This window comes from Flavobacterium sp. N2550 (assembly GCF_025947265.1).
GTDB classification, from domain to species: domain Bacteria; phylum Bacteroidota; class Bacteroidia; order Flavobacteriales; family Flavobacteriaceae; genus Flavobacterium; species Flavobacterium endophyticum.
Window position 1 is genome coordinate 2,935,724 of the sequence record NZ_CP110007.1, and the last position, 19,901, is coordinate 2,955,624.

The 19,901-nt window shown below is 43.1% G+C and carries 21 protein-coding genes; 6 read left to right on the top strand and 15 right to left on the bottom strand.

The annotated features are described in order from the left end of the window. Positions 1-130: 130 nt before the first annotated feature. On the top strand, positions 131-694 hold the full coding sequence (locus OLM56_RS12945; protein ID WP_264529018.1) for a Crp/Fnr family transcriptional regulator: 564 nt from the start codon (positions 131-133) through the stop codon (positions 692-694). Positions 695-795: 101 nt separating this feature from the next. Beyond that, positions 796-1,122 (top strand): DMT family transporter, encoded by a 327-nt coding sequence (locus tag OLM56_RS12950; RefSeq protein WP_121377181.1) that lies wholly within the window; start codon positions 796-798, stop codon positions 1,120-1,122. Between the two features lie 16 nt (positions 1,123-1,138). Here the strand turns inward: OLM56_RS12950 and OLM56_RS12955 are convergent, their stop codons facing one another. Then, a complete protein-coding gene (locus OLM56_RS12955; RefSeq protein ID WP_264527254.1) occupies positions 1,139-1,867 on the bottom strand; it encodes a siderophore-interacting protein in 729 nt (242 codons plus the stop codon). Positions 1,868-1,985: 118 nt separating this feature from the next. Here OLM56_RS12955 and OLM56_RS12960 point away from each other — a divergent pair, with 118 nt between their 5' ends. Beyond that, positions 1,986-2,981 carry an AraC family transcriptional regulator gene (locus tag OLM56_RS12960; protein WP_264527255.1) on the top strand — a complete coding sequence of 332 codons (996 nt, stop codon included), beginning with the start codon at positions 1,986-1,988 and terminating at the stop codon, positions 2,979-2,981. Between the two features lie 49 nt (positions 2,982-3,030). Here the strand turns inward: OLM56_RS12960 and OLM56_RS12965 are convergent, their stop codons facing one another. The 3 genes from OLM56_RS12965 to OLM56_RS12980 form a co-directional block, all read right to left on the bottom strand. Further along, on the bottom strand, positions 3,031-3,213 hold the full coding sequence (locus OLM56_RS12965) for a CAL67264 family membrane protein (RefSeq protein ID WP_121377184.1): 183 nt from the start codon (positions 3,211-3,213) through the stop codon (positions 3,031-3,033). A 105-nt stretch (positions 3,214-3,318) separates the two neighbouring features. Next, positions 3,319-4,437: a GyrI-like domain-containing protein gene (locus OLM56_RS17500; protein ID WP_319800565.1), complete on the bottom strand. Its 1,119-nt coding sequence runs from the start codon at positions 4,435-4,437 to the stop codon at positions 3,319-3,321. A 4-nt stretch (positions 4,438-4,441) separates the two neighbouring features. Continuing rightward, the gene (locus OLM56_RS12980) at positions 4,442-5,008 is read right to left on the bottom strand and encodes a YdcF family protein (RefSeq protein WP_264527256.1); all 567 of its coding nucleotides are present in this window, start codon (positions 5,006-5,008) and stop codon (positions 4,442-4,444) included. Positions 5,009-6,083: 1,075 nt separating this feature from the next. Here OLM56_RS12980 and OLM56_RS12985 point away from each other — a divergent pair. Beyond that, positions 6,084-10,487 (top strand): GEVED domain-containing protein, encoded by a 4,404-nt coding sequence (locus tag OLM56_RS12985; RefSeq protein ID WP_264527257.1) that lies wholly within the window; start codon positions 6,084-6,086, stop codon positions 10,485-10,487. Between the two features lie 133 nt (positions 10,488-10,620). On the opposite strand, the gene OLM56_RS12990 is transcribed toward OLM56_RS12985, so the two are convergent. The 11 genes from OLM56_RS12990 to OLM56_RS13040 form a co-directional block, all read right to left on the bottom strand. Further along, positions 10,621-11,115, bottom strand: a complete 495-nt coding sequence (locus OLM56_RS12990; RefSeq protein WP_264527258.1) for a hypothetical protein — start codon at positions 11,113-11,115, stop codon at positions 10,621-10,623. A 23-nt stretch (positions 11,116-11,138) separates the two neighbouring features. After that, positions 11,139-11,510, bottom strand: coding sequence for a hypothetical protein (locus tag OLM56_RS12995; protein WP_264527259.1), 372 nt, complete (start codon positions 11,508-11,510; stop codon positions 11,139-11,141). Positions 11,511-11,542: 32 nt separating this feature from the next. Further along, positions 11,543-12,064: a hypothetical protein gene (locus OLM56_RS13000; RefSeq protein WP_264527260.1), complete on the bottom strand. Its 522-nt coding sequence runs from the start codon at positions 12,062-12,064 to the stop codon at positions 11,543-11,545. Positions 12,065-12,116: 52 nt separating this feature from the next. Continuing rightward, positions 12,117-12,617: a hypothetical protein gene (locus OLM56_RS13005; RefSeq protein WP_264527261.1), complete on the bottom strand. Its 501-nt coding sequence runs from the start codon at positions 12,615-12,617 to the stop codon at positions 12,117-12,119. Positions 12,618-12,703: 86 nt separating this feature from the next. After that, positions 12,704-13,216, bottom strand: a complete 513-nt coding sequence (locus tag OLM56_RS13010) for a hypothetical protein (protein ID WP_264527262.1) — start codon at positions 13,214-13,216, stop codon at positions 12,704-12,706. Positions 13,217-13,259: 43 nt separating this feature from the next. Then, complete coding sequence (locus OLM56_RS13015) at positions 13,260-14,465, bottom strand: PQQ-binding-like beta-propeller repeat protein (RefSeq protein WP_264527263.1); 1,206 nt, start codon at positions 14,463-14,465, stop codon at positions 13,260-13,262. 103 nt (positions 14,466-14,568) lie between these two features. Continuing rightward, positions 14,569-15,324, bottom strand: a complete 756-nt coding sequence (locus OLM56_RS13020; RefSeq protein WP_121377193.1) for a LuxR C-terminal-related transcriptional regulator — start codon at positions 15,322-15,324, stop codon at positions 14,569-14,571. 127 nt (positions 15,325-15,451) lie between these two features. Continuing rightward, positions 15,452-15,739, bottom strand: coding sequence for a hypothetical protein (locus OLM56_RS13025; protein WP_264527264.1), 288 nt, complete (start codon positions 15,737-15,739; stop codon positions 15,452-15,454). Positions 15,740-15,859: 120 nt separating this feature from the next. Then, positions 15,860-16,864 (bottom strand): DNA polymerase III subunit delta, encoded by a 1,005-nt coding sequence (gene holA / locus OLM56_RS13030; protein ID WP_121377195.1) that lies wholly within the window; start codon positions 16,862-16,864, stop codon positions 15,860-15,862. 131 nt (positions 16,865-16,995) lie between these two features. Continuing rightward, positions 16,996-17,397, bottom strand: coding sequence for a hypothetical protein (locus tag OLM56_RS13035; protein ID WP_182494310.1), 402 nt, complete (start codon positions 17,395-17,397; stop codon positions 16,996-16,998). Between the two features lie 103 nt (positions 17,398-17,500). Further along, a complete protein-coding gene (locus OLM56_RS13040) occupies positions 17,501-18,325 on the bottom strand; it encodes a helix-turn-helix domain-containing protein (protein WP_264527265.1) in 825 nt (274 codons plus the stop codon). A 79-nt stretch (positions 18,326-18,404) separates the two neighbouring features. Here OLM56_RS13040 and OLM56_RS13045 point away from each other — a divergent pair, with 79 nt between their 5' ends. Further along, positions 18,405-18,851, top strand: a complete 447-nt coding sequence (locus OLM56_RS13045; protein ID WP_121377197.1) for a type I restriction enzyme HsdR N-terminal domain-containing protein — start codon at positions 18,405-18,407, stop codon at positions 18,849-18,851. 23 nt (positions 18,852-18,874) lie between these two features. Next, positions 18,875-19,861 (top strand): glycosyltransferase family 2 protein, encoded by a 987-nt coding sequence (locus OLM56_RS13050; protein WP_264527266.1) that lies wholly within the window; start codon positions 18,875-18,877, stop codon positions 19,859-19,861. Positions 19,862-19,901: the final 40 nt, after the last annotated feature.

Genomic DNA, 19,901 nt, shown 5'->3' on the forward strand with positions numbered 1-19,901 from the left:
GGCTTTTTCTTTCATCCATAGATTTAGGCACTTACTTTTACAATAAAATTAACGTCTGCTTTGCCTGCTTAAGTATTCCATCTTCTGGCGTTGCAGAAAAATAAGTACCTTGCAGAAACATTTATCCGGAATGGACATTCTCGAAATACTGAACCACATACATCCGCTTTCTAAAGAAGCGGGTCAAAAAATAGTGCAATATAGCACCGAAATAAACCTACCGAAAGGACATATCATCTTAGAAGCTGACAAGACGGAAACTTCCGTCTATTTTATCAAGAAAGGTATCGTCAGGGCTTTTGCCCCTAAAGAAGAAAAAGACATTACTTTTTGGTTTGGCAGAGAAGGCGACCCTATTGTTTCCATGAAAAGCTATGTAGACAACAAGCCCGGCTATGAATGCGTAGAACTATTAGAAGACTGCGAACTCTATGAAATCAAGAACCATGATTTGCAGCAGCTTTTTTTAGAAGATATCAGCATAGCCAATTGGGGACGAAAATTTGCAGAAGCTCTGCTTCTCCATACCGAAGAACGGCTTATCTCCAAACTGTTCAAATCGGCTAAAGAGCGCTATCTGGAACTGCTCGAAGACAATCCCGATTTTGTACAAAGAATACAGCTTGGCTATATCGCATCTTATTTGGGCATTACGCAGGTCAGCTTGAGCAGGATCAGAGCCGAGATTAAATAAGACCCTCCTGGCTTTTTACTACCGCTTATTTTTTATCATTTGTAAAAAAAGATCTCGCAATAAGAAACGACCTTTGCCTAAATTTTAAAAGAATAGCATTTATGAACTGGATCATACTTATTATAGCCGGATTATTTGAAGTCGCCTTTACGTTTTGCTTGGGCAAGGCCAAAGAAGCTACAGGAACAGAATCGTATGCATGGTATGGCGGCTTTTTGGTTGCCTGTATCATCAGCATGTCGTTGCTGATCAAGGCCACGCAAAACCTGCCGCTCGGAACAGCTTATGCGGTGTGGACAGGAATCGGCGCGGTAGGAACCGTATTGCTAGGCATTTTTGTGTTTAAAGATCCTGCCAACTTCTGGAGAATCTTTTTTATCGCGACATTGATCGCTTCGATTATCGGCCTGAAAACCGTTTCGCATTAATAACTACAGCGGGCTCTTACAGCCCGCTTTTTCCTTCTGCCCAATAGGGTTCTGATTTTATCCGATTGCTGCTGATGCCTTTCGATAAGAGAAACTTGCGGAAGGCTTGTATCGACTTTGTTCGCCCTGTAAGATAAAAGACAGTATTCCCAGCAGTTTCCCAAAAATCTTCTTCCCATTCTTTTAGGATATCGATCACGGGCTGCGCCGGATTGTCTGATGACTTCTCTACTATTTTCACAGAACTCCCGAGTCGGCTCGCCCAATCTTGGTGCGGTTCGTCCAGTTCTGCAAAACCGAAGAAAAATTCCTCCCGACGTTCGGCTTCTTCTTCCATACATTTCATCCACCCTAAAGAGGTTTCGTCGCCAAACAAAAAATGATTCTCTTTGCTTTCAGAATAATGCAGCTTTCCGCCGGGCCCTAACAACTTGACCTTGTCTCCCATCCGCAAGGCTTCTGCCCAGCTGCTTCCCGGTCCCATGCCGTGCAGATAGAAGACTATTTCGCAGTATCCGACTGTCGTATCAAACGCCGATAATGTATAATGGCGGTACTCGGTATCGTTCACGCGTACTTTGACGACATAGCCGGGTATAAATTTTACTTTTCTGAGGTCGCCTTCAAAGCGTACTCGTTTTAATTTTTCATCTAGGTATTCTACATCGGTTACGACCATTTCGTGCATAAACCGCTGATAAACCACTTCCATCGTATCTCCCAACCATTTTGGTACTGTTGCCATTCGTAAAAATTATTTTGTTTAGATTGATTCTAAATAACTATCTTTGTACAAATGTCCGAAATGCCTAGCTATCTTAGCTTACGCAAAGCGGATGTTGTTTTACGCTAAACGGATTACGATGAAAATAACCATAAATGACAGCGACCTCGACGAAATTCTTTTCGAAAAAGATTTCCACGCGGCTCATGATGGCATTACTGATGTCATCGAACAAGAAACACATTTGTTTGACAATAAGATCGGACATGCCGCCATTTCAGAAATCTGGTTCGACGGCGTTCATGCCTTAAAGCGCCGCAGCATGTTGCATCAAGAAGTGTGTATGAATTTCAAGAGCGATTATTCTGTTTTTGAAATGCATTTTTCGCTTGCAGGACATGCTGAAGTAGAATCGCTTAACTCTAAATATGATTATTCTTTCGGACCTCAGCAGCATAATTTCTTCTATTCCAGCAATTTTGAAGGGAAGTTCAGAGGCGGCAAGCAGGAAGTGCCGAACGATGTTTTCGAGATTCATTTTACAGAAAATTATTTTAACCGTTTTGCCGATTCCGAAAGCAAGACCATCGACAAGTTCCTGAAGGGCATCGACAAGCAGGAAATTAGCAATTCCTTGAGTCCGCAGAACATGCCTATCACGGCGCAGATGAATCTCCTTTTAGCCGACATCAGCCAATGCCAGCGAAAAGGGGTATTAAAACGCTTGTTTTTAGAATCTAAGATATTAGAGCTTTTCTTGCTGCAAATCGAGCAGTATGAAAGCACGCATTCTGTAGTGCCTTCGGAAAAGATACGAAAGGAAGATGTAGAAAAAATTCACCATGCCAAGATGCTGCTGGAACAGAACATCACCAGCCCCTACTCGCTGTTAGAGCTGTCGCGCAAGGTGGGCCTTAACGACTTCAAGCTCAAGAAAGGCTTTAAGATCCTTTTCGGCACTACGGTATTTGGCTATTTGCATGAAATCAGGATGCAGCAGTCCAAGCGCATGCTGCTGGAAGAGAATAAGCCGGTCAAGGAAGTGGCGGCGTATTGCGGCTACCAGTATGTGCAACATTTTACGACTGCTTTTAAGAACAAATTCGGCATCACGCCCGGCAAGCTGGCCCATTAGCATAAAAAAATCCGCCTTTTAGGCGGATTCGTTTTTTATACCAGTATTATCATACGCGGCCTTTCAGCGAGCTGAAAACCCAGGCGATTGCGAAAAAGCCGATTCCTACGGCTGCGAAACCCCAGCCGGCTACATCGTCATAGCGAAATATGCCCAGACCGATTAGCAGCAGTCCCATCAGAACCATAACAAAAGTTGCCCAGCCCAGAATGGTGTTCTTGTTCATTCCCATAAATATTTTTGTTTATTTATTTTAAATTGCAGAGTGCAAATATCTGTAAAATTATTGTCATTGCCCAGAAGAATCTAAATTTTAAGAATTTAGGTTGCTAAACGGTTATGCCTTTCGGGCAATCAGCAGCAGGTCGGTTACGGGCGCGCCATCCCTTCCTTCAGTAAACTTGCGTTGCTGGTCAATAATTATAAAACCGTTGTACTTCAATTCGGCAACCAGAAATTCGGCTTTATGGTAGTGCATAAAAACCTCTTCGCCGTTGCTTGCCTTTTCCCATCCCGATTTTTCGTAATCGTCTTCCATCGTGCTCAGGAACAGCACGCCATCGGATGCTAATACTTTAGAGGCATCTTGCAGCAGCTTGGCTGTTTCTTCTTTTGAAAGATACGGCAGGCAGAAAGCGCAGACGATACCGTCATAGGTTTCAGAAACCTTCCCTAAGTCCTTGCAGTCCATGAGTTCAAAGACCGCTGTGGGGTTGTTGGCTCTGGCGAGTTCAAGCATCCTAGGAGCCAGATCGGTTCCTAGCATCTTAAAATCAGGACGTTTATCGAGCAAGTACTTTGTTACGTTGCCGGGCCCGCAGGCTAATTCTAATAGGGCCGCATCTTGCTTGGCGATGCTGTCACAGAATCGATTAAATGAATCGCTATACAAGCTCACATCCATGCATCTAGTCTGGTACGATTTGGCAAGCTTGTCGAATAAGCCTACTGCAATTTTTGTCTTGTCCATCAGTTCTTTTTTTAGCTTGACCGGAATCCAGATTTCTTCTTCCGAATCGGGATCGTTGTTTTTATATTTAGACCCTAACAGCTCAAAATGCTCCCGCTGGTCTAACACATAGTCTGAAGCAGGAAGCCATGTCTGGAAGATATAGTCAAATACTTTTGCTCCTTCTGCGGGTCCGCCCTTGTGCATAAAAACGGCATAGTCGCCGCCTTTGAGACCATAGGCTTCCATTCCTTCAGGGATGCTTGCTGAATCGTCTACCGCTACGGCCGCCCATTTGGTGAATTCGGCATCGAGGCTGAAATTGTCAAAATACGAAGCGTCATAGACCTGCATCGAATACAAGTCGGTACTTATGCTGTTCTTGATTTCCTTACGCCTTGGCATAAAAGAATTCCAGAGCAAGAACGTCTTGTTATCAGACAAAGACATCTTTAGGCGCATGCCTACCAATTGGGTTGGCGTAAGGTTTTTTATAATAGGTTCCATAGTACTAAAATAATCGATCGTAATAATACGCAAAAAACTCCCTGAACAGGGAATAAAAATCTCGGTATTCAAAATACCTCGGGCTTGCGCTGCTCACATTCTCTAATCCTTCTTTCTTAAAAAGCATCTTGGTTCGCGTGAGGTGGAAATATTGCGACACCACAATCAGGTCGTCATAGTGCAGGCTGTCTTTCATGCGGATAACATTTGCTACGGTTGCTGTCGTATTATTTCCTTTATTGTCTACGATAACCAAAGAATCGGGCACTCCTTTTCCTACCAGATATTCCTTCATCTTGTCGCCCTCAAAAAAGCCTTCTTTTCCGAAGCCGCCGCTGACGATAATCTTTTTCACGCGCTTGTCTTGATAGAGTTTCAGTACGCATTCCAATCGCTTTTCTAGACGTTCTGACAAGGTACCGTCTGTGTTTACGGTTGTTCCTAATACTACCGCCATATCGGCTGATTTTCCTTCGTCTTTCCTCCCATCAATTATGGTATAGACGATATGAATACAGAACCCTATAAAAAGAAGGGCGATTGTTATTTTTAGAATTTTTTTAATATTCATGCAAGTTGTCTATTAACTTAAAAGCTGTTGGAGGTCTATGATTGACACTACCAAATATAAATCATGCTGCACAAACTATCTTCTTTTTTAGGCAAAAAAGCAGGCCGAAAACTTGATTAAGCAATTCCTAGGTCATAATTCAGGTTTTTAGTACCTCTATTGAAAATGCAATTATCGGTCAATCCTATCAAATTCTCATTCATAGGCACCGTTTACTATTTTCATATTGTAGCATTAGCAGCAAAAAACAATCTTTGGGTTGTTAAATTGTTGGTGCAATTGATTTACGGAATTAATTAAATTCTAAATACTTTTTTACAACAAGGTGCCTCGCGTTATTTTCTTCATGATATGACACGGTTTAGTTAATACAAAATAAGCCAAAAGAGGCACTTTAAAAAAGTAAGCACAACGTTCTTAAGATTTCATTATAAGTAAAGGATCCTAACTCAAAATCAAGAAGGCTGGCTCGTAATTTTTTTCATACAGATTGGATTATATTGATTAACAGCAAAATATATCTTTTAAAAAATGATGAACAGCTTTCTTTTTTACGATTAAGGCAAAATAAAAAAAGTGCTTCTTCTTTCTTCATGGTTTAGTTTTTTTGTGAATTACGCAAAGGGAAGCACTTTTAAAATATGAAAACACCTAATTCAGCTAACAATAAAATGCTATGAAAGAAAAAGGTGTCTCTTGTTAAAAGTTAATTATGGTTTTTAGTTCATATGAGTTTACAGATTTAGGGGATCTAGTTCATCGGCTATAATTTTTTTAGAGACACTTTGCTATTAAAAAATAAGGCGCGCTCTCCAATAATTTCATGAAAATTTATCATCATAGTTTTATTCAGTGAAAATTATTACGTTATACAGATTTAGCAAGGAGGGCCTCCTATTTTTTAGCACATCATTTATATTCTTAGGATATAAAAATTTGAGATTTTAAAAACCTAACGCCATAAGGAAGTGACTTTGTACGCACGTCTTTATGGTTTATTTATTTACACTATAAAAATACCCAACTTATAGCACTGCTGTGGTGCTTGTTTACTTTAATCAATTTATACTTAAAAATGAAAAATTTTACCCAACCTAATCGGAAGAAATTCCGAACCAAACAATGGCTGACCTTGCTGTACTGTCTGGGCATGAGTATCTTTCTCTATGCTTATTCGGGTCCAAGGCCAGACAATTACACTGCAGAAACTGGCTCACTAGCCTACTGTACTCCTGCCGCTACAGGAACATCCTACTATATTAAGGATTTTTCAACTACGGGAGCTACCCTAAATATCTCTAACCTTAGTTCTGGGATGGGAACCGGAGGCTATTCCGACCAAACAGCCAGGATCGTTCGCCAAGCGGCCAGCGGAACCATTAATTTCTCCGTAGCCTACAGCAGCGGTACTTATGGCCTTGCTATCTGGGTAGACTGGAACGGCGACACTACTTTTGATACTTCAGAAAGAGTATACCGTACTTCAGCTTACGGCTCATCTGCATCAGGAACCATCACTATTCCTGCAACAACAGCAGTCGGAAGCTATAGAATGAGAGTGTTGGCCGATTACAATAAAGCCGATCCTGAAAATCCATGTACCTTCAACTCAGGAAATGGCGAAGCAGAAGACTATACGCTTGACGTAACAAGTCCTCCTAACTGCCTGCCTCCTTCTGACTTAGGAATAGGAAACGTGACCTTTACAGGAGCACAGTTTTCTTGGCTAAGCGAAGGAACTGTATTTGACGTAGAATACGGACCAGCTGGATTCACGCAAGGAACGGGAACTATGGCATCATCTGTCGGAAATCCTTACGACGTTTCTGGACTGACGGCTGATACTGCTTACCAATATTATGTACGCAAAGACTGCGGCGCTGGAGACAAAAGCGTATGGGCTGGCCCGTTCCGTTTCTTTACCGGATACTGCCTTCCTGCAGCGACTTCAACTAGCTACTTTATCAATAGCTTCACCACTACGGGAGGTTTTGCCAATATCACTAATACGGGCACAACCATAGGAACCGGAGGCTATTCTAACTTCGCGGCTCAGAAAGTAAGCCACTTCGAGGGCGGAGCTGTAAGCTTCAGCGCAGCCTATAGCGGCGGCTCTGGATTTGCCATCTGGGTAGACTGGAACAACAACATGGCATTCGAGACTGGCGAAAGAATGTTCACTACGACTGCCTACGGATCGTCTGCAACAGGAAGCTTTACCGTTCCTGCCGGAACTCCGGTTGGAAACTACCGCATGAGAATCCGTATGGATTATAACAATAGCGGTCCATCTGACGCTTGTACCTTTGCTTCCGGCAATGGTGAGGCAGAAGACTATACTTTTGAGGTAGTCACTCCTCCATCCTGTCTTCCTCCAACGGAACTAGGTGCCGGAAACATAACCTTTACGACAGCACAATTCTCTTGGCTGGGCGAAGGAACCGTGTTTGACGTAGAATACGGCCCTGCCGGATTCACGCAAGGCACGGGAACCATGGCATCTTCTGTAGGAAATCCTTATGATGCGTCTGGACTGACTCCTGATACATCGTACCAATATTATGTACGCAGGGTCTGCAGCAGCACAGACAAGAGCCCATGGGCAGGACCGTTCCGTTTCTATACCGGATACTGTCTTCCTGCCGCCACGGGAACAACTAACTATATCAAGGATTTTTCTACTACAGGAGGCTTTTCTAACATCAGCAACCTGAATACAACCCAAGGTACTGGCGGCTATTCTAACTTTGCTGCCCAAAAGGTAAGCCATTATGAAGGCGGAGCTGTAAATTTCAGTGCAGTATACAACAGCGGAACCTTCGGTCTGGCGATCTGGATTGACTGGAACAAAAACTTGGTTTTCGAGTCTACCGAAAGAATGTTTAATACTACAGGATACAGCTCATCGCAAAACGGAACCATCACGATTCCTGCGGGAACGCCAGTGGGCAATTACCGCATGAGGGTATTGGCCGACTATAACAAGGACAATCCTGAAAATCCGTGCGGCTTTAACTCCGGCAACGGAGAGGCAGAAGACTATACTTTTGAGGTAGTTACTCCTCCTACCTGCATGCCTCTTACAGAACTAGGAGCCGGAAACGTAACCTTTACGACAGCACAGTTTTCTTGGCTGGGCGAAGGAACTGTGTTTGACGTAGAATACGGCCCTGCCGGATTCACGCCAGGTACGGGAACTATGGCATCATCAGTAGGAAACCCTTACGACGTTTCTGGACTGACGGCTGATACTTCGTACCAATATTATGTACGCAGAGATTGTGGAGCCGGAGACAAGAGCCCATGGGCAGGTCCGTTCCGTTTCTATACTGGTCCTTGCCGTTTTGCAGCGACGTCTACAAGCTATTTTATCAAAGACTTTACTACGACCGGAGGATTCCTGAACATCAGCAATACTGCTACAGGCATCGGAACCGGAGGCTACTCTAATTTTGCTGCCATGAAGGTACAGCAGTCTGAAGGCGGAACAATCAACTTCAGCGCGGCTTATAGCGGCGGTTCTGGATTTGCGATCTGGGTAGACTGGAACAAGAACATGGCATTTGAAGCTGACGAAAGAGTATTCAATACGACAGCCTACGGTGCTGCAGCAACCGGAAGCTTCACGGTTCCGGCCGGAACTGCCTTGGGCAGCTACCGCATGAGAATCATGATGGACTACAACAGCAGCAGCCCGACCACGCCTTGCGCGCCAAGCTCTGGCAACGGAGAAGGAGAAGACTACACGGTTGAAGTAGTAACGCCTCCGTCTTGCCTGCCTCCGACAAATCTAGCAGTAGGAAACATGACGCCTACAGCAGCACAATTGACTTGGACAAGCACAGGAACGTTGTTTGACGTAGAATACGGCCCTGCCGGATTCACGCCAGGTACTGGAACCATGACAACAGGAACTGCCAATCCTTTGAACATTTCAGGACTTACGGCAGAGACCGCGTACCAGTTCTATGTACGTAGAGACTGCGGTACCGACGGCAAGAGCTCCTGGGCAGGACCGTTCCGTTTCTTTACCGGATACTGCACGCCTGCTGCGACTTCAACGAGCTATTTTATCAGCAGCTTCACCACTACGGGCGGATCTGCAAATATCAGCAATACGGGCACGACTATCGGAACCGGAGGCTACTCTAACTTTACGGCCATGAAAGTGCAGCAATACGAAGGCGCTTCTGTCGGCTTCAGCGCTGCCTATAGCAGTGGCTCTGGATTTGCAATCTGGATCGACTGGAACAACAACATGGTTTTTGATACCAACGAAAGAGTATTCAGTACGACAGCCTACGGTGCTGCAGCATCTGGAAGCATTACCGTTCCGGCTACGACTCCTGTAGGAAACTATAGGATGAGAATCCGTATGGACTATAACAACAATGCTCCTGCCGATGCCTGCGGCTTTAACTCAGGAAACGGAGAAGCAGAAGACTATACGTTTGAAGTAGTTACTCCACCATCATGTCCTGCACCGACAGGCGGAGCAGCTGGAAACCTTACTACTGCTACAGCACAGCTGACATGGGTAAGCAGCGGAACGTCGTTTGACGTAGAATACGGCCCTAGAGGATTTACGCAAGGCACGGGAACAATGGCAACTGCTGTAGCACAGCCGCATACCATTTCTGGACTTACTGCCAATACAGCCTACCAGTTCTACGTACGCAGAAACTGCGGTGCCGGAGACCTAAGTACTTGGGCTGGACCGTTCTCTTTCACGACGGCTTGCGGAACACAGACCGTTCCTTACTTGCTTGACTTTAACGAGGTAACAGTTCCTGCATTGCCGTTATGTACGTCTATCCAAAATGCCGGAACTGGAAATAACTGGAAAACCGACAACGTAAACGGATGGGGCTTTGCTTCTAAAGTTCTGAACTACAGCTACAATTCGACAAACCCGGCTAATGCTTGGTTCTATACGAACGGAATCCAATTAGAAGCGGGAACAAACTATACGCTGAAATTCCAATACGGAAACAGCGGCAATACGAATTATGTAGAAAGACTAAAAGTCAACATCGCTTCTTCTGCCGATTATAATGCGATGACAAGAAATATCGTAGACTATCCGGCCATCACAAACAACACGCCGCTAGAATCGTCTACTACCTTCACGGTAGAAACAAGCGGTGTGTATTATCTAGGATTCAACGCCTACTCTATTACAGACAGGGCTCAGATCTATGTGGATAATATTGCGGTTGACGTATCGCTTTCTACTCCGGACTTCGAAACGACAGCTTTCAAAGCGTATCCGAACCCGGTAAAAGGCATACTGAATCTTTCGTATACGAAAAACATCACTGATGTTGCGGTATTCAACTTAATTGGACAGCAGGTAATCGCCAAGCCGATCAATGCTGATAATGGCCAAATTGATATGTCAAGCCTGCCAGCTGGTACGTATCTGGTAAAAGTAACTGCTGACAATGCAGTGAAGACCGTCAAGATCATAAAAGAATAGTTTAGGTTTCTTTTTGAGAATGGGCATGTATATTTTATATGCGTCCGAACATTAAGGTCGGTGGTAGTAGATCTTAATGCTAGAAAGCACTTCAAGTTTTGAAGTGCTTTCTTTTTTTATAGCATAAGCCAATTTATTCGTAAGATCTATAGTTGATATACAAGATACATTGAGGAAGTATCTTTTTCATCTCCGCCACATGCTCTAATAAAATCTCCTCGTTCTCTTCTTCCGTAGAAACATATAGCTCTTTGAGTTTTTGGAGCTGGAATAAGCCAGGCAGGTCTTTGAGTCCGATTTTTGTCTTTACGAGATCCAGATACACTAGATCGGCCAGTTGGTTCAGGTACGGCACGCTTTCGTTGGTAATATCCTTATGGTCCCGTAAGGTAAGTTCTGAAAGGCTGGCAATCTTGCTGATATGCCTTACTCCTTCATCCGTAATGTTGGTAAATTTCAGATAAATTCCATGTATGGTCGGAATCCTGGAAGTCAGATACTCTAAAAACTGATCGTCTGTTTCTGAATCGATCGATTTATAGCCGCTGATTTCGAGCGGAATGTCTGCCAGCTTGGAAATGCCAAAATTGTTTTTCCAAAAATGTTTTTCTTTTCCTTTTAAATGCATGGCCTATTCTGTGGGATAATTTGCTATTCCTCTTTAAACCGCAGTTCGGCATAAAAAAGGATGCCATTTAAAATAATGTCCTTGATATCCTTATACTTTTTTGCCTCTTTTTCTTCTCCCATGCAATCAAACTTTTTGCTTTCGTAAAAATAGGTAGCCGTATTGCCATATCCATCGCCTTCTTGTATATTAATGGAAACGATACGCTCCAATTTCATCACAGAAAACTTTTCGCTTGCCACGATAACGCCGTTCTTTTGTATGTTATAGTTTCCTTTGTAATCAGAATCTTGGCTGGTAACATGATCAATGCTAACAGTATAAGCTCCAGAAGTTACGCTTTGTGCAGTGGCTGCACACGCCATAAAATAAATAATGATAAAAAGTTTGTTCATGATTTTAAGGTTTGGTTATTAAAACGAAGTACCTATTCAATTATTCCGTAAGTCAGCTCTCCTGTATTATTTGAATTGCTAAAATACGTCCGAAAGCTATTTTTATTTCTCGATTTCCTCCATATATAATGTGTTACTGTTGAGCCAAGTATCTCAAAATTATCTATTTTGGATTTATATTTTTTATCCTTCAATTCTTTTTCGATCAAACTGGTGTTTGCTGCTCCATAAAAATCATACGTCACTTCTACGATTTTTTTGTTCTTTCCGTAGAGAATCTCAATTTTTTCAAGTTCCCCTTCATTCTCTAGATAAAATGAAAAGACTAGTTCTTCTTCAATTTCAACTCCTGATTTAAGATATTCCGTCTTTTCGACTTTATCGGTATCAAAATGCTTATTTTCCATATAAGAAACGATGTTCTCTCTTGTGGTGTTATGAAAAATATCATTGACCAGTGCCAATTTCTCATTTTCGAATTTTTCTTGTGCAAAAGAAAAAGTCGTGATAAGCAGAAAGCTTATAGCTAAAAATAATTTGAATTGAATTTTCATAATTTAAATGGTTTAGTTCGTTTTTATTTTATCCGCGAAGTAACAGTACAAATCATCTATAATACGTGCGTATCACGCAATTGGGTAATGTTTCTTCTGCCTTTATAATCTTTTCCAAAATAGTTTCTTGGTCGGACTCATCTTCTTCATCGTTGGGAGAGACATACAGTTCTTTCAAGTTTTTCAGATCGGTCAAAGCTCCCAGATCTTCCAATCTAATTTTGGTTTTCCAGACATCGAGATATTCCAAATCTGTTAATCTATTGATATAAGGCAAGCAGTCCTTGGTAATGTTTTCATGCTTCATAAGCGTCAAACGCTTCAATTGCTTGAAACCACTAAGCAATTTCACACCTGTATCGGTCACCTTGGTTTCTTTTAAATATATCTGATGAACAATAGAAACTTTTGCGGCAATCATGCCTATATAGTCATCATCAATGTCGGAATCATCTATACCGGTGAAACCAGACAATTCGGTAGGAATATGCTTCGAATCGGTAATCTGTCTAAAGTGCCACCAAAACTGTTTCTCTACTCCTTTAAGTTTCATAGTACATCTTTGTCTTAACTCATTTTTCTTATGCAAGAGTGATTATAGATGACCACTCAATAGCGAACGTATAAATCAACAATAGCCTAAGAGTTCGCAAGTTCTTGAAATAGTTCTTCTAATTCATCATAGATCTCATAGCCGTCGCTTCCTTTCATCATGATATACATGACCACCATATTCGATTTGTCGCGTGTCGTGCTGCCGCCCTGTACGCTAGTTATCTCCACATCGTTATTGCCTTCGAGCGTAAGAGCGAACAGAAAAGCCTTGTTGCCTCGTTCCTTATCTACCTCATCGTTAAGGCTCACTTCTTCAATCTTTTTCGGATCGAAAGAATACGTGATGGTAAGATCTTCATAACCGCTTCCCCAGGAAGTTACGCTGGTAAAAGAAACCCATCCCTTTTTAGAGGCGTGTTCCGAAAAATTCATGTAGGTATGCGTCAGGTGTGACGGACTGCTATCGCCAGTCCTAATACGCACGTTTTTTACATTTTGGAGCAGCCCGTTGATGTCTTTGATAATTTCTGATCTGCTTTGCGCTAAAAGGTTGAACGAGCTTGCAACCAATAGGAGTACCAATACTTTTGTTTTCATAATTTTAGGGGGTTAGTTAAATTTAGTTGTACTTTTTTTACGTCTATTTTCTATTCTTCTTATTTTTTAATTTTTCCTGCGCTGCTTTTGCCGCTTCGATCTTTTTCGGATCCACGGGTTTCGGGTTGTTTATTTCCCATTGTCTTTCTGCCTGAACCCGCAGCCTATCTGCTGTTTGCTGATCCGGTTCAAAGTCCAGTCCATACAGCTGTCCATCGTTTTTAGAGATCAGCCAGATGGTCCTGCCGTCTACCCTAACCTGATGCGGATTCCAGCTGGTCAAATCGAGCTTTCGCAGCAGCTTGCTGTTTTTAAAATCATAATGGATGAGCTGCTTTTGGCAATACAGCCAGACGCTTTCGGCATTCGTTGTCAGGATTGCGCCAGCGTCATCGGGATCAAAATACGGTTCTTCTACTATGGTTTCTAAAGCTAATGAGCCGGCTTTTCTTTTGTTAGTGCCAAGCACCAAAAGCTGCTTCTCGCTTAAAATAAAAGTGTGGCTCTGGGTTCTCTTGACCTGATGCTCCAGAGGGTCTATCTTATTCTTCCTTAAAAAGTCTGGCGTAATTTCTTTGCCGTCATGTGTCAGGAATTTATATTCTTTTACAAAAACTTCGACAGTATCGATATAGGCATGCTTGCGGGCTTTTCCCTTTAGCAGGTTTCCGCTGTAGTCTGTTTCAAACCAATTGTCGTCTTCCGCATTAGCAATAATTCGGTCTGGGCGGTACGCAGGCGCTACTTCAGCCCCATGCCCTATGTTTTTCTGCCAGAGCGTCTTGTCTTCTTGAAGGTCGTACGCCACTAATTTTCCGCCATCCCATAAAACCGTACAATACATCCTGCCATTGGCAATATAGGGTTCGGATTGTAGCGATTCAAAAGGAAGCTCCTTACGTTTTGCTCCCGTATTCAAGTCGTATTGCGCCACTCTTGTCCTTCCCTTTTCATAATTTCCATAGAAAAAGGCAGCATCGTGCAGGTACGGCGGAGTATTCGATTTCCAGCCTGTATAAATTTCCCAGACCGGCTGCAAGCTTGTCTTATCGATAGCATAGATTTTATAATCGGCAGCGTTGAAAAGAACCTTGTCGGCAGCAATAACAAGGGAAGCCGAGAGCGAAGTGGCCTCGAAGTTTTTAAATACACTATTGGATTTGTAAATTTCAGTCTGCGAAAAAGCCGCCGTGCTAGCCAAAAGCAGGACATATGGCAAAGAATAAGAAAGAAAGCTCGCTTTTAGCATGATACTGTTTTACGTTTAGGCCGTCCTTTATTTTAACAAAACTAGTACAAATACAAACTTCATAAAATACCCCTAAAGGGGTATTCTTTTGCGATTGCGAAACTTAAATAAGTCCTTGGAGGATGCTGTTTTTTATCAACTCGACCGTGTTTTTGGAGTCCGACTTCGCCAAGATATTCTTGCGGTGTTTTTTGACCGTTAGCGGACTGATAAATAGCTTTGCTGCTATTTCATTATTATTTAGCCCGTTGCCTAGGAGTCGGATAATATCAATTTCCCGTTTCGAAAATTCGATGCTGTCTCCGTCATTTTCATCCAGGCTTAGATTCATAAAAGAAGGCTCTCCGTGCAGGCCGATAAGCGAAATCTTATAGGTATTAAAATTAGTAAGGTGGTCGATACGGGTATGGATGTTGAGCGATTTTCCGTAGCCTCCGTCGTCATCCATAGTGAGCATCAAGGCTTGGTGGTTAAATAAGGCATACTCGCCATTGTGCAGCCTGCCCCTGTGGCAATAGCTAATCTTATAGCTCATCAGTTTATCACGGCTTATGTTTTCTGAAAAAAAACGGGTCAGAAAAGCTTCGGCCTTTACGACAAAATCTAAATCTTCTGGATGGATTGCGCCCAGTATATGGTTAAATGTGGTATCCTCCTGATCAAATCCATGCATCTGGTAGAGCGCCGGACTTATGTGCGAGAGCGACATGTCGAAAAAATCAATAATGTAAAAATAAAACGGACCCGTGCTGATAATCGAATTCGTCAGGTCGTCAAACGAAATGGGATGCGACGATGTGGTTCTGGTGGTTCTGTTAGAAAGCCAGACATTATGAAGATTTTGTATTTCAGCGTCCATGCTATTGAGATTTGGCAAACAAATTAACATAAAATAAATTAAAAAAATACGCAAAACCCAAAAAACATGAGACATTAGTTTTCATTGCCAAAATAGTAGCAGCATACTCTAGCTTCCAGAAGTTTTTTTAAAAAAATCTTCCCAACAGAGTACGGTTGCAAAAGTTCTTATAGGCACTACTCATCTTCTTATATCCTCTGCTCAAGTTCTTATATGCTCTCCTCATCTTCTTATTGGCTCTGCTCATTTTCTTATTGGCTCTGCTCATCTTCTTATTGGCTCTGCTCATTTTCTTATTGGCTCTGCTCATCTTCTTATTGGCACTGCTCATTTTCTTATTGGCTCTGCTCATCTTCTTATTGGCACTGCTCATCTTCTTATTGGCACTGCTCATCTTCTTATTGGCTCTGCTCATCTTCTTATTGGCACTGCTCAAGTTCTTATTAGCGCTACTTGTTTAGTAGTAGACAAAAGAAATGCGCTTCCCAAATGCAGCGCATTTCTTTTTATATAATTGTATTCTACTCTATCAGTACTAGCTAAAAATATTGGCGAGCATTTCCTTCATCAGGTCGCCTGGCGGCAGCCCATTGGCACCTACGCCTTTGCTCTTGACGTCGATATCGCGAAGCGAAGCCACAATCTGGCTCACTTTTTTCATCGGGTAATTCTTGATGGCCACGTCATACTCCTTAACAAAAAAAGGATTGATGCCCAAGGCCGAGGCCACGTTCTTCGGATTGCGGTCTTTCAGTCCGTGGTATTTCAACAGCTGTATAAAAAAGCCGAACGTCTGCCCTACGGTCAATACCAGCGGATTGTCTTTCGGGTTGTCTGCAAAATACTGTGCGATCTGGTAGGCTTTTTTGATGTTCTTCTCGCCAATGGCCTTGCGCAGCTCGAACACATTAAAATCCTTGCTGAATCCGATGTTTTCTTCTATAATTTCGGGCGTCACCGTGCTGCCTTGCGGCAAGATGATTGCCAGCTTGTCCAGCTCGTTCGCAATCTTGCTCAGGTCGGTGCCCAAAAAGTCGACAAGCATTGCCGCTGCCTTGGGCTCGATGTTGAGCTTCTTTCCGGCGAGCACGCGCTTGAGCCAGTCGCCTACTTGGTTTTCGTATAATTTCTTGCTTTCGTAGACCAGTCCGTTCTTGTCTAAGACCTTCGTCACCTTCTTTCTCTTGTCGAGCGTCTTGTATTTATAGGCCATGACCAGCACCGTTGTCGGCATCGGATTTTCGGCATAGCTTTCCAGCTTGTCGATGGTGCGCGAAAGCTCCTGCGCCTCCCTGACGATCACTACCTGCCGCTCTGCCATCATCGGATAACGCTTGGCGGTAGACACGATATCTTCTATAGACACGTCGCGCCCGTAGAGTATCGTCTGGTTAAAGCCTTTTTCGTCTTCGGCAAGAAGATTCGCTTCCATATATTCCGTCAGCTTGTCGATATAATACGGCTCCTCGCCCATCAAGAAATAAATAGGCTTGATGATACCCGCCTTGATATCGTTGACAATTTTTACTACCTCATCCACACTTTTCTAATTTTGTATGCGTATTAAAGACCAAAAATAGTGCTTTAAAAGCAGAACTTATTGCTAAAAATAGCAATAAGTTCTAAAAAAAACCATAGCAGTGTAGGCCGCTGCCGGCTAAAAGGAGGATATTATCTGAGGCTGTACTGCGCTTGGCTTACCAAAGCTGTCCCCGTACTCGTGCTTTCTTTTTTTAAGACACCATCTACAAATACCTGCAGTTTCAAGGTCGAAGAAGCATTCGCTCCTACTGCATTTACGACAAAACTCGCTACTCTCGCATTGGCAGGTGCCGTAACTTCTGGGCTTGTCCATGCCAGTCCGCCCAGGCCCGTGACTGTCGTCAGGCTGGTATCATAGCCGTATACGGATTGGTTGATGGAAGATCCTGCAGAAACTTCTGCCTTAAACACAAGCTTGTGTGAATTTCCTCCGTTGGCATCATCGCCATCATCTTTAGAACAGCTCGTAAAGGCGAAAGCCGAGAGTGCAAGAATAAGGAAGGTTGCAATTTTGTTTTTTTCTGTTTTCATACATAAACGATTTTAAGGATTAAGAATTTTTGATCTGGACCAAGCCAGAAATCTTTTCCAAAATTAAAATCGAGAATCCTAACAGAATTGTATCAGAACGACATCACGCCATTGGGTCGGGGTAGATAAACGAAGCGCTCTCAGAGCCTAGGTTGGCCTGCCTCACAAAGTCATACGGAGAAAGGCCTGAGAATAATTTAAAATCTTTTATAAAATGAGACTGGTCGGTATACTCCAAATCGTAAGCCACTTGGGTAAGATTGCCATATTGTACGGAAGAAATGGCTTGCAATGACTTCTCGAATTTGGCAATCCTTGCAAATTTTCGGGCAGACACGCCTACGTTTTGCTTGAACTTGCGCTGCAGCTGCCGTTCAGAAATATGATAGTGCGAGGCAATGGCCGCAAGGCTCTTTTCATTGTCCAATCGGTCGGCCCAATCGCCTTGAAAAAGGTTGTTGATAATCGTATCTCCTTTGGCTTGGGCTATCTTTTTATAAAAGTAGTGGCTGAGCAGGGCAACTCTTTCGAGATGGTCGTGAGCTTCTGTCAATAAGGCCGCGATTTCGGTCTTGTCCAAGAGTCCGATGTCGGGCATCTGATCGGTAAGGTCGGCCGCATTGATGCCAAAGAAAGTATGCAGGGCATGAGGCTGGAAGCTTATTCCGAAATGCGAAAAACGGCTGTCCCAGAACGCATCGGTGGGCTGCGTATCGACACCGCTCAGGTAGCAGATGGGCTTGATGCCGCCATCGGCACCCTTGATGGGCGAAAACGAACGGATGTCTTGAAAGATAAGACGGGGATATCGGTCTGCAAAGGAACGGACGTGCAATACCTGCGTTTCTGAAGTACATACGTCGTAGCTCCAGAAATAACGTATCCAGTTTTTAAGGTCTGGATGTACAGCATATTGTTTATACGTCATACTTTTCCGATTTCATCAATTGCTTTTGCATCAAATATACAAACAGGAAACATACAAACAAATTTTGTTTCTTTGCAGCATGCAGCAGCTCAATTTCAACACCTATGAATTCCGCTTCAAAAATACGGAAGGAAGGATCTCTATTTTCGACGAAATCCGCAGGAAATTTATTGTCCTGACGCCCGAAGAATGGGTCCGACAGAACGTAGTGCAGTACCTGCTTCAAGAAAAGAAATACCCGAAGTCGTATATTAATGTAGAAAAGATCATCAAGCTGAACGGCTTGGTCAAGCGCTATGATATCGTTGTGTTTCAGCCCGACGGCAAGCTGTTTCTTTTGGTGGAATGCAAATCGACCGACATAATCATCAGCCAGGATACTTTCGACCAGATTGCCCGCTACAATATGGCGCTCGAATCGGAATATTTAATGGTAACCAACGGCCTAAATCATTATTTTTGCCAGATGGATTATCACGAAGAAAAATACAATTTCTTAAAAGAACTTCCTGATTTCAGAACTTAGCCCCAATCGAAAACCAACATCTGATGAAAAAAACCGCCATCGTCATACTCAACTGGAACGGCCAGAAGCTGCTCGAAGAATTCCTGCCTTCTGTGGTGCGATTTTCTTCGGAAGCGAACATCTATGTGGCCGACAATGCTTCGTCGGATACTTCAGTTGATTTTATCAAAAAGACATTTCCGTCGGTAAAGATCATACAGAACACCGAGAACTTCGGCTTTGCCAAAGGCTATAACCAAGCCTTGCGGTTTGTAGAAGAAGAATATTATGCCTTGGTCAATTCTGATATTGAAGTGACTGAAAACTGGCTCACGCCCATTATCGAGCTGTTCGACCAAGAACCTGAAACGGCTATACTGCAGCCCAAAATACTAGATTATAAAAACAAGCAGTGGTTTGAATATGCTGGTGCCGGAGGCGGCTTTATCGACCAATATGCTTTTCCGTTCTGCCGCGGCAGGATCTTCCAGACTCTTGAAAAAGACAACGGACAGTATAATGATATTGCAGACATCTTTTGGGCATCCGGAGCCTGCTTCTTTATCCGAAAAGACGTCTACCGAAAGCTGGGCGGTTTTGACGAAGACTTTTTTGCGCACCAAGAAGAAATCGACCTTTGCTGGCGAGCCTTTAACCAAGGACTGAAAGTAAAATACTGTGGAAAGTCTACAGTCTACCACGTTGGCGGGGCGACTCTGAAGGAAACCAATCCGCACAAGACTTTTCTCAATTTCCGCAATTCGCTGTGGATGATGCTAAAGAACCTTCCGAGAAAGCGATTGTTTCCGGTTCTTTTCATTCGGCTGTCGCAAGACGGGCTTGCCGGAATCAAGTTTGTGCTTGAAGGCAAGTTTGCGCACACTTGGGCGATCCTGCGCTCGCACTTTAGTTTTTATTTGAATTTATTTAAATTCTTAAACAAAAGAGAATCAAACCAATACGATAATTACTACAAAATAAAAAGCATTACCTACCGGTATTTTGCCAAGAAAGGCAAGGTTTTTGAATAAAATTTTAACAATAGTTTATAGATGTTAAACTTGATACCCT